Raw genomic sequence first — 15,247 nt, 5'->3', positions numbered from 1 at the left:
TAAAAATTTGGGAAGCGGCCAAACTCCATTTCAAGCTACATCTTTGTATTTAAGTCCGCTTTAAATTCTTCTAAACGAAAATGATCCTCGATCATAACCCGGTCAGCACATTTCCACTGCATTTCGCGAAAGCTCCATTACAGGAAAAGAGCTTCCCTAGGCAGGTATTGAACACAACTTCAAAGCTTCCATTTTCCATTTCGCTTAACCGCTTTATCTCAATAAAAATTTGGGAAGCGGCCAAACTCCATTTCAAGCTACATCTTTGTGTTTAAGTCCGCTTTAAATTCTGCTAATCTAAAATAATTCTCTATTGTAACCCGGTCAGCACATTTCCACTGCATTTCGCGAAAGCTCCATTACAGGAAAAGAGCTTCCCTAGGCAGGTCTTGGACACAACTTCAAAGTTTCCATTTTCCATTTCGCTTGTCCGCTTAATCCCAATAAAAATTGAGAAGCGGCCAAACTCTATTTCAAACTACAACTTTAAAGTCAAGTCCGCTTTAAATTCTTCTAAACAAAAATAATCCTCTATCGTAACCCGGTCAGCACATTCCCACTACATTTCGCAAAAGCTTCATTACGGGGAAAAAAGCTTTCCTACTCAGGTCTTGGACACAACTTCAAAGCTTCCGTTTTTCATTTCACTTGACTGCTATATCCTAATAAAAATTAGGACGCGGTCAAACTCCATTTCAAACTACACCTTTCAAGTCAAGTCCGCTTTATCTGATTTTAATTTTACGATTTATGCCCCTTCTTTGAATAACGCATTTTCCAAAAGCCTTTAGAATTACTTATTGAACCTCTGCATTTTTACACTTTTTTGAAGGCAAAACAACAACATTCATTTTTGGACGGCGGCATAAACCGCTCCCGTTTCACTTCACTTTTTATACGCCTTTCCAAATCTAAATATTGTACAACACTAAGCAACAAAAAAGGTAACAGCGAAGGCACTATGGGAAGTAAATCTAAAATGAATCTTATGAAATCATACCGTATCCATAAAAAAGAAGCGACACAAAAGTTAAAAAAACAAAAACAGGAAAACGCTCTGGATATAATAAGTAAATCCTTTGAACTAAAAGAAAACTGTCTGAAAGGATCAGGCAGCATTTTTAATTAATATCTAAATATTTTTATCATGAGTACTTTAAGAAATCACGTACAGTTAATTGGAAACGTTGGTCAGGAACCAACCATTACGAACCTCGAAAGCGGTAAAAAAGAAGCCCGCTTATCCCTAGCTACCAATGAGTATTACAAGAAAGAAAATGGCGAAAGAGTTCAGACTACCGAGTGGCATTCAATAGTAGCCTGGGGTAAGACTGCAGAAATCATTGAGAATTATACAGGTAAGGGCAAAGAGATCGCCGTTGTCGGAAAATTGAAAACTCGGAATTATGAAGATAATGAAGGGGTCAAAAGATATGTGACGGAAGTGGAAGCCAGTGAAATTCTTCTAATGGGTTCTAAATCTTAGGACAAAAACAAATTAAAAGAGGGCGTTCCCGTGAGAAGTAGCGCCCTCTTATTATTCCTTATAGGGATAAGAATAACTTAATATGTAATGTTATGAAAATTGATAGTAATCAACTCACAGAACAGCTGCAAAATTTTTGTGGTACCGAAACATTCTATAGTATAGCGATGCTTAAAACACGATTTACTGATGGTATTAAATATTTAGCAGAGACGGCTAATTGCTTTTGGCTAGTAACAGATGCATCGATAATGGCAAAAAGTTTACAGTCTAAAAGCTATTTTATAACCATAGATTTTAAACGGCTTTCTGAAGATGAGCAGCATTTAAATTCTAAAGAAGCAGAACTAATTTATAGTGATGGAAATGACAACATACTTTTTAAACAAGCCTATTATTCGACTGATTTTCCGCTTGATGAACTGCGATTATTTTTTGTAGATGATACGTTGATGCTCCCCGGGGAATATTAAAATTTTGAGGGAGAAGCTCTACAGAATCTTGATGGTGGCAACTTCATTCTCAACATTTAGAACCGGTGTATACGTATTAAAAGACCTTTGAAATTTCAAGGGTCTTTTTCATTTTGAAAGCGTTCTTAATTAGAGTATCTGCAATAGTTCTCAATTTTCAATGCGAATAATTTTATACATCGAATGTCTACTTCTTAAAAAGTCAGCTTTGTTTTCACTCGTAACCAAAGGCCATTATCTTTTTATAATGGTATGGATTTTTGTCAGCCTGCGGCTGACGAAAAGGAATAGCAAGAGGGTAACACGCTACGCGATGTTAAGCATTCCTTTTCGTTTTTAACTTACTCATAAACAGTGTTTTGAGTATTTGCGATTGAAAGATTTTTAAAAATCGATATTATTTTTCACGGAAAAACCGTGTAAGCCCAGTAAAAACATCAAATTTTTCACGGAAAAATGGATAAAGGATATGAAAAAGAACGTTTTGAGAGTCTGAGCATCAAGACTTCAGTGGTTAAGAAATTCAGGCGTTTTTGTAATCACTTTTCTAAATCTCAATCAATGACCTTATTGTTGATGCTTGAGTTTTTTGAAGATAATGGTATTTCTCCAACGGAAGCTATCGGACCTAAAATGCAAACTTTGGAACACGTAATTAAAAAACGAATTAATGGGGTAATTGCCATTTTAAAGGATATTGAAAAGAACCAAACCAAACCTACTGTAGCGATGATGGAAACACTTTTCAAAGAGGCAGAGCCGAAGAAAAAACCATTGATTCTAGAAAAGGAAAATTCGAAGGAAAAGAAAGAAGTACGCTTTCGCGAAATCGACTCTACAAGATTCATGAACGAAGGGAGAGCAAAGCAGTAAACGCAAATTTCAGTTATTGAATTTTAAAATGTGGATCATTATGTATATCACAATTACACCTCAGAAATTAGGTAAATCTTACGGTAAGAGCTCAGCAGGTTTTGTTGCCTATTTGGAAAAAGAAAACCAAGGTCTCGAACTAGAAGAGATAGAACATTTTTTTAATCAATATGGAGATGAAATTTCTGCCGAAGATGTGATCAAAGAAATTGATGGAAATACGGCTAAGCTTAAAAGTAAGGAGCCTAAGTTTTATTCCATCACGGTTAGCCCATCTAAGTATGAATTGAAACGACTGGAAAACAACACAGCCGACCTGAAAAGGTATACGCGTGAGTTGATGAAAGAATATGTAAAATCTTTTAACCGTGAAATTAATGGCAGGGCAGTCACCGTAAATGATATAAAGTACTACGCAAAAATTGAGCATCAGCGAAGCTTCAAAGGAACAGATATACAGGTTAGAGAAAATCAACCTTATGCGAGTAAAATACTTCAGCTACAGCATGAAGTACGAAAATTAGAACGCGGTGAAGCGCAAGGAAAAATTGACTTTCTGAAAATAAAAATAGACAAACTGGAAAAGGAAGCACCGCATCAACAAGACGGTATTCGGATTGTTCAGGGAATGCAGAAGGCAGGGAATCAAAGCCACATTCACATCATCGTAAGCCGAAAGGATGCATCTAACTCCGTGAGCCTTTCGCCGGGAAGTAAGTACAAAGCATCTGAAGTTGAGATGCATGGTATAAAAGTGGGTAGGGGATTTGACCGTGATAGATTCTTTGAAGCAGCCGAAAAAACCTTTGATAAATCCTTTGAGTACAACCGAAATTTTGCCGAAACCTACAAAGCCAGAAAGGAGTTTATTAAAAATCCGAATGCATACTTTGCTGCTCTAATGAAATTACCAGCTAATGAAAAAGCACTAGCATTCAAATTGATGCATCAAACGGGAATACCGGTTATTCCTAATATTCCTATAAGTCAGGCACAGTTGGCGCTACGAATTTTTAAAAGGTTACGACAAGGGGTAGACGTGGCCATCAAATCGAGTTCAATAGGAATTTAAATCGCTATGGAAATCTACAATCTGTATCACATCCTATTTTTTATCTTTTTAATCAGCTTTGTTTTTTATATCCTAAATCGACTTACCAAATATGCCTTTATCTTAAATCTACTTGGCATTATTTCGCTATCAATATTGATTTTAAATGCTAACCAATTAATACCAGGTTTACTTTATTTGATATGCCCTTTACTATTAATAAATACGGTTTTATATGTTTTTCTACACAAGGTTAATGGGGTTAAAAGAGCAGATGTGGAATATCAGGTCAATTTCAAAACAAATACCGGTAATTTTAAGATTGATAATATTAAACGGGGAGCATCCATCATTGGTTCTGCAGGAAGTGGAAAGACCGAAAGCGTAGTTTATGGTTTTCTAAAACATTTTGAGAAGTATAATTTCTGTGGAGTGATTCACGACTATAAAGATTTTGAAATCACCGAAATGGCATACCCGCTTTTCAAAAATAGTGAGATCCCATTTAAAGTCATTTCCTTCGATAAAATTATTCATAGGGTAAATCCTATCGCACCAGGCTATTTAGAGAACGAGGAAAGCGTAAACGAGGTGTCACGGGTATTGATTGAAAACCTTTTAGAACAACGAGAATCCGGTGCTACGGGAACAACCAAATTCTTTACAGATGCCGCCGAAGGATTGATTGGTGGATTGATTTGGAAGTTAAAAACTTCGTATCCCCAGTTTTGTACACTCCCGCATTTAATCGCTATTTATCAATATCTCGATACGGATAGTCTGGTTCAGTTTCTGGAGACCAATATGACATCCAGAGCTATGGCAGATGCGTTTATTAGCGGTAAAGATTCTGAAAGGCAAACTGCTGGTGTAAAAAGCACTTTAGCAAATGCCTTAAAACGCATCAGTACCCAACGCATTTTTATGGTTTTGTCTGCAGATGAAGTGCCTTTAAATATTAATTCTGCTGAGAATCCTGCGGTGATATCCGTGGTGAATAACCCCAAATTTGAGACTTCGTATTCTCCTGTAATAGCCACAATTATTCATACCATAACAAAACAAATGAGTGTTCGCAATTCAAAGCCTTCCTTTCTCTTAATGGAAGAAGCACCCACCATTCGCTTATTGAATATGCACCGTATTCCGGCAACATTGCGCAGTTATAATATCTCAACAGTTTATGTGATGCAGGATAAGATACAGAACGATATGATGTATGGTGACAAGGCGAGTAAAGCGATATTGAGTAATCTGTCTTATCAATTTTTTGGCAAGGTAAATGACCCGGATACCGCCAAATATTACGAACGCTTTTTTGAAATTATTAAAGACCCAACCAAAAGCGTTAGCCGTGGGCACAATCTTGATTTTGATACCCAAATTACTACAGGAGAGAAAGAAATCCCTAAAATTAGAGCCGATGTATTCTTTCGTTTAAAACAGGGTGAGTTTGTGACCTATGCGGATGGAACGGACAAAAAAGTACAGTTTAAATTATCGAAGATTGAAAGGACTATTCCTCAAGAATCCAGGGAGTTTTCTAAAGCCGATTTAGAGGAAAATTTTGAAAAAATTTATTTAGATATTCAATCGATATTTAACTAAAATTAATACAATTCATTCCTTAAATAATAGGTTATAAACACTTTACCTCAATTACCTCACTTAACCTTGTAGTATACCGTTTGGACAAATGATTCTGCTGCATCTTCCAGACCTTTTTTAAATCTTGAGCACCAAACTTAACCTGATCAAAACAATTTTTATTTAATCGGTCTATAGTTTGCATTAAGATTTTATGTCTGGGATCTTCGTGATAGAAAAAAGAGAGTTGCTTTTGCGTATCGGGAGTTAATCCCATCACGATGATTCCAGCTTTTTTATATTGAAAACCGTTCTTGTAGATTCGTTTCAAACCCGTCATTACCGCTTTTGTAATTACAAAGGTGGAATTGGTCTCATAGGGCATTTGTACAGTTATTCCATTTCCATATTGAGGTAAGTCGTCTCGGTGTCTGTTTGTGTTTAAGAAGATATAGGCAACGTTACAATTGCTTTTTTGTTTGCGTAATTTGTAACTTATTTTTCCGGCATAAGTCGCAAGACGTTCCTGTATATCTTCATAGTCCGAATACATTTTTTCAAATGATCGAGTTACCGCTATATTTTTCTTTTTAGCTACTTCCTCCAAATCTAAAGTGGATTCACCAGAAAGGTCTCTTTGAAGTCTAAGCCCCACAATACTCATTTCTTTACGTACATACTCATTTGGAAGCTGCGTAAATTGCCAGGCATTTAAAATCTGTATATTTTGGAGCTTCTTTTGGTACTGTCTCCCAATGCCCCAGACATCTCCAATTTTCGTCCACTTAAGAGCTTTTTCTATTTTTTCATTGTTGTCTATCACATACGTGCCTTTAGTGCGCTCTGGGAACTTTTTAGCAATCTTATTTGCAACTTTAGCTAAAGATTTCGTAGGAGCAATCCCCACGCTTATGGGTATGCCGGTACTGCGTTTAACAACATCAATCATTTGGATACCGTAAGTAGTCAAATCAAAGCGGTCAAAACCTGAAAGTTTTAGAAATATTTCATCAATAGAATAAACTTCCATTTCCGGAGAAAAATCGGAAAGTATATTCATTACACGAGCACTCATATCTCCGTACATTGCGTAATTTGAGGAATACACGTGAACCTTATGTTTAAGAATATCCTGCTTAATTTGAAAAGCTGGTGCACCCATAGGAATCCCCAAAGCTTTAGCCTCGTTACTTCTGGCTATTACGCATCCGTCATTATTAGAAAGAACTACAAGGGGTTTGTAATTGAGATCGGGTTTGAAAACACGTTCACAGCTAGCGTAAAAGTTATTACAGTCAACTAATGCAAACATATCAAAGATCTTTAATCACATTAGTCACAACTCCCCAAATTAAGAATTCATTATCTGCCGTAACCTTAATTGGTTTATACTTTTCATTTTCTGCGATTAGCCAGATGATATCTTTTTGAATTTTAATACGCTTGACCGTAAATTCACCATCAATAAAGCATACGGCTATTTTACCATCTCTAGGCTCGAGACTCTTATTGATAATTAATAGATCACCATCAGATAGACCAGCACCACTCATAGAATCTCCTTTTACACGCCCGAAAAAAGTAGCATCTTTATTTTTTATATAAGCTGAATTTAAATCGATTCCTTCGTCTAAGTGATCATCTGCAGGAGAGGGAAAACCGCAAGAAAGACCTGCTATAAAAGGAATTTTGAGAGAAAGTTTTAGTAATGGAGTAAAAATATTTAAAATCATAAAATTGGATATTTTCCATTTAATAGGAATTTGTCCAAAATTACAAGATTTAAGAGTTGGCTAGACTCGGTTCAATCAGTTTTTTCCAACAAAGATTTAATGCAAATTTTTTAGATTTATTTCTGAAGACAAATTGATGAGCGTCACCCTTATAGTTATGATTGCGATCACAAATACAAATTAAATAGTAAGAATCTTTATAGTTGATTTCATAAACCTTAAAACTAATATCACCTTCTATTAGTCTAATTTCTGCCATTAAGTAGTAGTTGTTAGCCAAATTATAATGCTACTAACTACTTGTATCGCTTATAATAGATTCAATTTAATAAGTTTAGATATAAATGTATTGCGTTATGTGCTCCGTAACAATCCTAACCAAATCAGGAATCGAAATTCAAAAAGTAACTAAGTGTGAGTTTGCTATTCCCTTAGAATATCAAAAGTACTATTCTATAAGTGATTTCGGCCAAACGAATTTGCATATAATTACTCAGGATGATCCAAAACTTATATACCCTGCTAATTGGGGGCTAATTCCAAGGTTTGCTTTTGATGATCAAGCAGGTTTTAAATACAACACACTTAACGCGCGTAGTGAAAGTATTTTTAAAAGCAACACCTACAAAGAGAGTGCAGAATCAATGCGATGTCTCATATTGGCAGATGGTTTTTTTGAGCCACATCACTATAATAAAAAATCTCAACCGTATTACTGTACTTTAGAAGGGCATAAGCTATTTATGTTTGCGGGTTTATTCACTCCGATAGATGACGAACTTTTCACTACTACGATCATAACTGTTCCGGCAAATGACTTGTTTGAGAAGATTCACAATGAGAAGAAAAGAATGCCATTAGTTCTGGACGATCAATTTACTGAAAACTGGATCGATCCTACTCTCAATCAAAATCAGGTTAATGAGTTGATGAAAACAGGATTTACTAATTCCACTTTTAAAACGTTCCCGGTGTCTAATGCTATTTACAAACGCGGTGTAGATACTGACAATCCCGAAATACTTAAACCTGTGACGCCTATAGATCCTGAACTAGACGAAAATAGACCATCTTTATTTTAATATACATAAATACTACAATTAAAAAGGAAGCTTCTCCCCAGGCCTTCTAGCTGTAACTTTCCAAACTCCATTTTCATTTAACAGTTTAAAAATACCAGGTGTTTTATCGTAGGAAGTGGAGTACTTTACCCAGGCTACTTGGCCTTCTACAGTTTCTTCAAGTACTTTAAAATCAGAGTCGGTATTCTTGCTTTTGGCGAACATAGCTATTAGGATTTTAAAGTTAGCATAGCCTTCTTCAGTAGTATATTCTTTAAGCGTAGTTTCATCACCTTGATAAAAGCTTTCGGCAACAATTTGAGCAGTTTTTGAAGGTTTAGATTCCTCGTTGATCCCACAACTTAAAAACAGCAGTAGGAATGTATAAACGATTAGATTTTTCATAAGGGTTTTAGTTTGGATTATTAATGTATTTGTGAGAAACAACAAGTTCTACGTTTCGCTCCCCATTTTGCTCATTAAGCGATAAGAGGACTTTGCGGTCGTCGCTTAAGGAGAATTTAGGCATCACATAAACCAGTTTTACGGTTTCATTTGCTGCTATCCGCTCCGGTAGCTTACAGATAAATAGCGGTTCCTTATACGAGCGTTGTACTGATTTTCTGGTTCCTTTTTGTCGTGTTTGAATTGCCAACTTTAAAAAATTTAAATCATAATCTAATGAAGATTTGTTTTCAATCTGGATCACGAAATAGAGCTCTTCTTTATCAAACACTATATTTTCTACACTAAGACGAATACCTGCATTACGATTTTTAATTCTTCCAATTTTGACATCTTGATTTAACAAGTAGGAGCAAGCTCTTCTATAATAAGCATCGTTGTCTGCTACAGGATTTTCGGGCTTAATTAAATCAAGCGAATCTAAAAATTTTGGGTTTTCATTTCCTATACTGCTGGATTCTTTAATAAAATACGTAAGCTTATTGAGTTCCTTTTTATAACATACAATATACGAAAAAATAGAACCTGTACTGCTGAATACCAGTAGATTACTTTCGATGCCAGGCTTTGCTTGCAGCAGACCAAAATACTGTTGTTTTTCTCGATTGTAGGTGAATACAAAATTCTCTGAACCTGTAATCCCTTGACGTATGGGAGACGGGAAAAATAAGGCTACATTTTTTTGATCGTTCGCATATATGGTATCCAGCGTTAAAGGCTGTTGTTGAGCACTGCAGAAGAATGAAATTAATAAGGCAATTAGTACGGGTAAAGTTTTCATCGTTTTGGCTTTAGAATTAGTTTGTAATTATTTAAAATAGTGACCTTGACGTTTCTATTATTTCGTCGTAGGATCTGGCTAATACCACCTACTTGAGGAACACTGGGGATATTAATGTCCTGTAGGATATTATCTAATACTTCGTTTGTGGCCTCTGCTCTAAAATTATTTTCAACATAGATTCCTGCGCTGCCATCTTGAAAATCGAAGGCTTGTAAATTTGTTGATTGATGATCAATGTTTTCGATAGTAATCAGGGCCCGGTTGGGTTGAAAGCTGATAAAGCCAAAAAGAGGAGTGTTTTTAGGAATTACCGTTCCGTTGATGGCTGCATCTTGAGTCAATCGCATACGCAATCGGGAATTGGCCTTAACAACTTGATCTCCGTCAACTACAGCGTAGATCGTTAAATCGGTATTGCCTGACGTTGTAGCTTGACTTTGTTGTGGAGCAGATGCGAAGAACAGCTGGTGTTCTAATCCCATCTCTTTGGTTTCTATTTTACGTTCGGCTTTAAATTCTATAGAATCCAGTTTTAAAATTTTTGGACCCTCTTTTTTTCGTGTTCCTAGATTTTCAAAAGTGTTTTCTGAATAGTTGATACGCCCGGCGGTGTAGATACTGTCGATGATTCGTTCCTTTTCTTTTTCAGGAAGATCGGCATCATAAAAACCCAGAGAGTCAATATTTTTTTCATCATAAATACTGGGAGCATTGGTCTCTCGTACTTCTTTTAGATCATTAATGGCATCGAGCTTAGATTTATATTCTTTCTGTTGTTCATCTAGCTTGGGTATCAATGTTTGTTTGAGGTTTTCGGTCTCCGTATCATCAGCGCCCAGTATCATAACAGAATAGGAAATCAGGAATAGAATTACCGTGGCAAGTACCGCGGCAACTACAATTTTGTTTTTTTCTACTTTCATAATTGTTATTTTTAGTAATGCCGGTTATTAATTTTTATCAGTTAGTTTTTTAAGCGATTTTTCAAAATAATTGGTAATTAAAAGTCCGTGTGGATTTTTGGGAAAGTTGCGGTCTACAAGAATTAGATTACCGGTTGAAACCAGTTCATAGGTGTCAATAGTTGATCCTCGATTAATTTCAAAAACCGTTACCGTTCTAAATGTTTGTTCTCCATTTTGTTCGTCTATTTGAGAATCTATGCTTAAAACCCGTTGTACAAGGGAATACTGAATTAGGCGATTATAAACGCCGTCCGCTTTTTTCTGACGGTACAGATTATCTACAGAATTGTTACCCAGCCACAATGCCTTTTCTAAATTCTTTTCATAATTACTGGCATCGATGTTATAGAAATAGGAATGAAACAATTCTAAATGTGCCAGGGCTTCGACTTTAAAATTCTCTTTTTGATTGACAAGTTTCAGTGGGATTATGGAGCCGTCTGTGTTAATTGCAAAAGCACTGTTCAATGCTTTGTTATTAATGTTGTGAGCAATCCAAACCGAAAAGCAACTGGATAGTGTCGCAAACACAATTAATGCGATAACAACGAGCCGGTTTAAATGAAGGACTTTATAAATACTGGAGTATGGTGTTTTCATTTTATAGTTTTAATTGGTGAATAATCGAAGCGTGAAAGAGATCGCTTTTCTATAAAGTTTGAATTTGAGAAAGACAATAAAGCCTACAGAGCCGAGCTGAACAACCGGAGCAAAAAATCCCTGACCGAATTCAGTACCGAAAAGGTTTGTCCAAAAATTGGTATTGATCTCGGTGTAAATTGCATTTACAAAGACATTGACTAAAAAGAAAGCAGGAACAAGCATATACACGGCAGCGTACAACTTGAAAAAATTATAGGCCAGAGAACGAAACTTTTCAAATACTGCCAGGCTGATCACCAGTGGAAAAAAGGCCTGCATGATTCCTAAAAGGAAAAAGCGTTCTGCAAGGAATAGCGGATAAATAAACAAATCAAGAATCCACAGAAATATGCTTATTACAAAGGCAAAGATTTTAAACCCGTAAAGTGGGGTAATCAATGCCTCGTAAAGCAAGGTCATAGCCCTACTGGCGGCATCTAATAGGCTTACGTCTTCTTCAAGTGGTAATTCCTGCATTTGCAATGGAAGCAGGGCAGGAGCCGTATCCCGATACTGACTTTCTACAGCAACAAGTATGGCATCAAAGAAGCCTAAGATTTGAGTTGAGAAAATAACGATAAGTATGACCGCGAAGTTTTTAGCCAGTTCACCCGGGCTCAATCCCCACGAATAGCCGTCCTTATCTGCAATACCCTCATTGTACTTTTTAAGTATGTTTACCAGAAAAAACAGAACTGCAAGTGTTTTCATTCCTCCAATAGTATATTGAGAGAACGCGCTGTTTTGGATCGTTTGAAAAAGTGTGTCGATATATTCTAATCCTATACCCATTGCAATGATGGCGCTATCGTTTAATAATTCGTTTCCCGGTTATTGACTTTGTCCTGCATTTTTCTGAAGGAAATAATGTCTTTATACCTTTTGGTTCTAATGGTGATGTTTGAAACCATTTCCTGAGATTGCTGCTCTCTTGCTTGAAGCACTTGTGCCCGGTCTGCATCAGACATTTTCAAATAATCGCTCGATAAGATCTCATCGATGTAATTCATAGTTTCTAAGGATTGCTCCACAATTGCATTAAATGACTGGGATACTTTGGTAACCTCTTGGGGTTTAATGTATGGCGAGTCTAGAATAGCTCTCAAATCAGTTTCAATAACCCGGATGAGGCGGTTGTAATTTCTACCAATTTCGCGTACTGCCTTTAATTGCTTAACTACTTGATTTACTTTTTCAAGATTCTCTTTTTGCTTTTTAAGAAATTCGACAGTTTTTAGAAGCTGACTGGTTTGCTTGGCAGATTCAAGTAGCGATTTTACCAGGCTCACAAAATTGGTGTTATCATATACCGGCATCCCTTGACACATACCACGTGCAGGTATTAAAAAGGTTAATACCACAGCAATTACTAAAATGTTTGTTTTACTTCTTGCGGTATACTTTTTTTGGTATTCGTGAATATTCGATTTCATAGTTTTAGGTTTTAAATGTGAATTCCTTAATTGCCAATTCCATATCCTTGGTCTTTTCGTAAATAGCCATAATGACCTCATTTTCTTTCCCGTCAGTTAGATATGCTGCATACACTTCCTTGGGTACCTCAAGACGAAAAATGTTACTTTCCTTACCGATCTTGATGAACATCTCCGTGTATTTACGAGGTCCTAAAAGATTGTTTTTAATAGATTTTAATTGGTTCAGATCGTGGCTCGATAGGTTGAGTCTCTTGACTAATTCTTCATACCCTTTTTCGTTATTCAGACTGTAGATAACTTGCGTATTTTCGAGTATGCTAGCCGATGTAGCATTATGGGGCAGTTGATTGATAGATTGTAAAATAATTCCAATAGCCCCGTTTTGTTTCCGAATAGCTTGATAATAAAACTCTACGCTTTCCAGTACGTTTTCAAACTTTAATTGCTTGGCAAACTCATCAAAGAGAATGATGCCTTTTTCAGCTCTGTTTTTCCAAATGGTTCTTTGAATAGCTGATTTAATCAGCTTCAACATCACGGAAAGTATTTCTTTATTATCCTTGACTTCATCCAGTTCAAAAACAATCAGGCGTTTATCTTCGATTTTGTAAGTCTGATCTTCGCTGACCTCAAAAAGAAAACTATATAGACCATCGCCGACATACTCTGACATCACATGCAAAAAGCGCGTCACATTAAAGTAATCGGGATGGATTTTAAGCAAGCTCAAAAGGTTTTTTTGGTGCGCTTCTATATAGGCGTAAAATCCGTTTAGGGAATGATTTTCGGGAGTGTTCTCATAGTAATGGCGCAAGATTTTTTTAACCGAAACCGACTGTGCCTTGGTGATTTTTTTATCTGAAGCAAACAATTCAAACAGAAATACAGCCAGATCTTCCAGGCGTTCTGGGGTTAGATCGTTTTGATTAGTTATGTAAAAGGGATTGATGCCGAGATTCTTTCCGGTTTCATAGCGAAGCACCGTATACTTTTCAGGATAGAGCTTAGCAAACTTAGTATACGATCCACCGAGATCTATAATGACCAATCGAACACCATCTTCAAAATATTGACGCAAAATATTATTAGCTAAGAAAGATTTGCCTTCTCCGGTAGGGCGAAGATGGCAAAGTTTCTAGCTTTTATGCGCTTTTTACGTTCATCCCACACATCTTTCAGAACCGGAATATTATGTTCCCGGTCGTTAAAGATGATCCCGGTGTCATCGCTTTTATAATTGGTATTATTTATAAATAAGCAGAGCGCGTGTTTTAAATCGGTTACATATAAATCCTGATTGGAAAAGTTTGATGAAAAACAACAGAAGCTGTTTAGGATGTAATTTTTTCGTTCTTCGCCACGCGGGTAATAGGGAACAATATCGAGTTCCTTAAACTCGGTCTTAATCTTTGAAGTAATGCTATCAAGCTTTTTAGAATCTTTTGACCAATAAATAACATTGAAATGACCACGTATTACCCGTGCATTATCGTCAGCATTGATTTGATCTAGGATGTGCTGTATTTTGGTAAGGACTACTTTATTTTGAGAGCCAAAACTGGAACTTTTGTTGAGTTCTTCAATTTTTTTATCAAGCAGCTTGCGCCATTTTTGTTTGTCATCGAGATATAGTATTTGATTGACGATGTGGTTCTCGTTCAGATTTAGCCCCAGGCCATCGATAAAGCCCTGGTGGAAAACAAAATCATCTGAAGTAAAGCGCTCATTGGTTTTACTGCTTTGAACAGTGTCACCAAAGCATAACTCACTATTTATAGCAAGTGTATCAAAGTAATTTTCGCCAATAGTTATAGCTGATTTTTCTAAAAGAATGTCAGTTTCAAAACCTTCATTAAACCCGTTGAAATACTGCGTTGTTAAGTCCTGAATTTCTGGTGCCTGAAGTGGAATAAATTCCATCTTTCGACTGTTATTGATAAAGGAAACCGAATCGCTTACGGCACTGATGAAATGTTGAAGATCATCATCTAATTTCCGGACCCTGTTTTTAGAAACATCTCGAAATGGATTGACGTACTTAGGATTGTTGAAAGCTTTGTTTTTAGTCAATGTGAAGAATAAAAAACAGCGGTGTTCAATAAACTCCCGACCTTTAAAATGATCGTGAGTAGCCTTTGCCAGGAATGTATTATTGGGTAATTCTTTTGAAGAAAAGGATTTTTTAAGATAGATATCCTGTTTATGAACGACAGTACCTACAGGAAGTGATTTCAAGGCCTGAAACCAGGCACTATGCAGATCTTCAAAGTCTTTTTCTGAAAGCGAATAGATTTCAGGGAGTGTCCCTTTATAACAAAGCACTACGTTACCAGTATTGGCAAAAAGAACATGGTCCTGAATATCTGCAATAGGTTGCGGGTTAGAAATAGTAATCTTCTTCATAATCAAAGTCGGTGTTTCTTTTGTTACTAATGATTTTTGGAAACGTGTTTTGCTTTTGAAACAGCTGTGGATTTCGAAGGATTTGAGTCAGTGCGGCATATAAGACAACATTGAATATCATGATGCCGATGATCATTACAAAGCTGAAGGAAAAGATGATGACCAGAAGTGAGATCACTATTGAAGCCATCATTAAGGCAAATAAGGAAACAGGCAGACCGAAAATGACCGCCCGTTTCCTGATGTTTTTATAGATTTCATACTTTTTCATAAATCCAAGTATTAATT

At 36.3% G+C, this 15,247-nt stretch carries 17 protein-coding genes and 1 pseudogene; 7 read left to right on the top strand and 11 right to left on the bottom strand.

Translation table 11 applies throughout. From position 1 onward, the window contains the following. The first annotated feature begins 826 nt into the window (after nt 1-826). The 6 genes from P164_RS06520 (at nt 827) to P164_RS06495 (ending at nt 5,491) form a co-directional block, all read left to right on the top strand. Nucleotides 827-1,129 (top strand): hypothetical protein, encoded by a 303-nt coding sequence (locus P164_RS06520; protein WP_125411757.1) that lies wholly within the window; start codon nt 827-829, stop codon nt 1,127-1,129. An 18-nt stretch (nt 1,130-1,147) separates the two neighbouring features. Beyond that, nucleotides 1,148-1,486, top strand: a complete 339-nt coding sequence (locus P164_RS06515; RefSeq protein WP_028375633.1) for a single-stranded DNA-binding protein — start codon at nt 1,148-1,150, stop codon at nt 1,484-1,486. Between the two features lie 92 nt (nt 1,487-1,578). Next, nucleotides 1,579-1,959, top strand: a complete 381-nt coding sequence (locus P164_RS06510; protein WP_028375632.1) for a DUF6876 family protein — start codon at nt 1,579-1,581, stop codon at nt 1,957-1,959. Nucleotides 1,960-2,415: 456 nt separating this feature from the next. Beyond that, nucleotides 2,416-2,832, top strand: coding sequence for a BfmA/BtgA family mobilization protein (locus P164_RS06505; RefSeq protein ID WP_028375631.1), 417 nt, complete (start codon nt 2,416-2,418; stop codon nt 2,830-2,832). Nucleotides 2,833-2,872: 40 nt separating this feature from the next. After that, the gene (mobB, locus tag P164_RS06500) at nt 2,873-3,904 is read left to right on the top strand and encodes a MobB family relaxase (protein ID WP_028375630.1); all 1,032 of its coding nucleotides are present in this window, start codon (nt 2,873-2,875) and stop codon (nt 3,902-3,904) included. A gap of 6 nt (nt 3,905-3,910) precedes the next feature. Beyond that, nucleotides 3,911-5,491, top strand: a complete 1,581-nt coding sequence (locus P164_RS06495) for a type IV secretory system conjugative DNA transfer family protein (RefSeq protein ID WP_028375629.1) — start codon at nt 3,911-3,913, stop codon at nt 5,489-5,491. Nucleotides 5,492-5,522: 31 nt separating this feature from the next. Here the strand turns inward: P164_RS06495 and P164_RS06490 are convergent, their stop codons facing one another. From P164_RS06490 to P164_RS06480, 3 genes are read right to left on the bottom strand one after another with little or no spacing between them, the layout of a single operon-like run. Continuing rightward, nucleotides 5,523-6,782 carry a Y-family DNA polymerase gene (locus P164_RS06490; protein ID WP_028375628.1) on the bottom strand — a complete coding sequence of 420 codons (1,260 nt, stop codon included), beginning with the start codon at nt 6,780-6,782 and terminating at the stop codon, nt 5,523-5,525. A gap of 1 nt (nt 6,783) precedes the next feature. After that, entirely contained in the window at nt 6,784-7,203 is a 420-nt protein-coding gene (locus tag P164_RS06485) for a LexA family protein (RefSeq protein ID WP_035899386.1), read from the bottom strand. 49 nt (nt 7,204-7,252) lie between these two features. After that, nucleotides 7,253-7,462 (bottom strand): hypothetical protein, encoded by a 210-nt coding sequence (locus tag P164_RS06480; protein WP_028375626.1) that lies wholly within the window; start codon nt 7,460-7,462, stop codon nt 7,253-7,255. Between the two features lie 97 nt (nt 7,463-7,559). Between P164_RS06480 and P164_RS06475 the strand changes: the two genes are divergently transcribed. Next, nucleotides 7,560-8,285, top strand: coding sequence for an SOS response-associated peptidase (locus tag P164_RS06475; RefSeq protein ID WP_028375625.1), 726 nt, complete (start codon nt 7,560-7,562; stop codon nt 8,283-8,285). Between the two features lie 18 nt (nt 8,286-8,303). On the opposite strand, the gene P164_RS06470 is transcribed toward P164_RS06475, so the two are convergent. The 8 genes and pseudogenes from P164_RS06470 to P164_RS06435 all read right to left on the bottom strand — a co-directional run bounded on the left by P164_RS06470 (nt 8,304) and on the right by P164_RS06435 (nt 15,230). Continuing rightward, entirely contained in the window at nt 8,304-8,669 is a 366-nt protein-coding gene (locus P164_RS06470) for a hypothetical protein (protein ID WP_028375624.1), read from the bottom strand. A gap of 7 nt (nt 8,670-8,676) precedes the next feature. Further along, entirely contained in the window at nt 8,677-9,510 is an 834-nt protein-coding gene (locus tag P164_RS06465; protein ID WP_028375623.1) for a DUF4138 domain-containing protein, read from the bottom strand. After that, nucleotides 9,507-10,436: a conjugative transposon protein TraM gene (gene traM / locus P164_RS06460; protein WP_028375622.1), complete on the bottom strand. Its 930-nt coding sequence runs from the start codon at nt 10,434-10,436 to the stop codon at nt 9,507-9,509. The genes P164_RS06465 and traM overlap by 4 nt, the downstream gene beginning before the upstream one ends. A 27-nt stretch (nt 10,437-10,463) precedes the next feature. Next, nucleotides 10,464-11,078 carry a conjugal transfer protein TraK gene (locus P164_RS06455; RefSeq protein ID WP_028375621.1) on the bottom strand — a complete coding sequence of 205 codons (615 nt, stop codon included), beginning with the start codon at nt 11,076-11,078 and terminating at the stop codon, nt 10,464-10,466. A gap of 9 nt (nt 11,079-11,087) precedes the next feature. Beyond that, nucleotides 11,088-11,912, bottom strand: coding sequence for a hypothetical protein (locus P164_RS06450; protein WP_035899385.1), 825 nt, complete (start codon nt 11,910-11,912; stop codon nt 11,088-11,090). A gap of 20 nt (nt 11,913-11,932) precedes the next feature. Beyond that, nucleotides 11,933-12,553, bottom strand: coding sequence for a hypothetical protein (locus P164_RS06445; protein WP_051621259.1), 621 nt, complete (start codon nt 12,551-12,553; stop codon nt 11,933-11,935). A gap of 4 nt (nt 12,554-12,557) precedes the next feature. Continuing rightward, nucleotides 12,558-14,959 (bottom strand): annotated as a pseudogene (locus tag P164_RS06440) (TraG family conjugative transposon ATPase). After that, the gene (locus P164_RS06435; RefSeq protein ID WP_028375618.1) at nt 14,937-15,230 is read right to left on the bottom strand and encodes a hypothetical protein; all 294 of its coding nucleotides are present in this window, start codon (nt 15,228-15,230) and stop codon (nt 14,937-14,939) included. Before P164_RS06435 ends, P164_RS06440 begins: the two are co-directional and overlap by 23 nt. Between the last annotated feature and the right edge of the window lie 17 nt (nt 15,231-15,247).

The organism is Leeuwenhoekiella sp. MAR_2009_132 (assembly GCF_000687915.1).
Taxonomy (GTDB): domain Bacteria; phylum Bacteroidota; class Bacteroidia; order Flavobacteriales; family Flavobacteriaceae; genus Leeuwenhoekiella.
The sequence above is the reverse complement of the archived record's forward strand: the minus strand, read 5'-3'. Positions and strand labels throughout refer to the sequence as shown.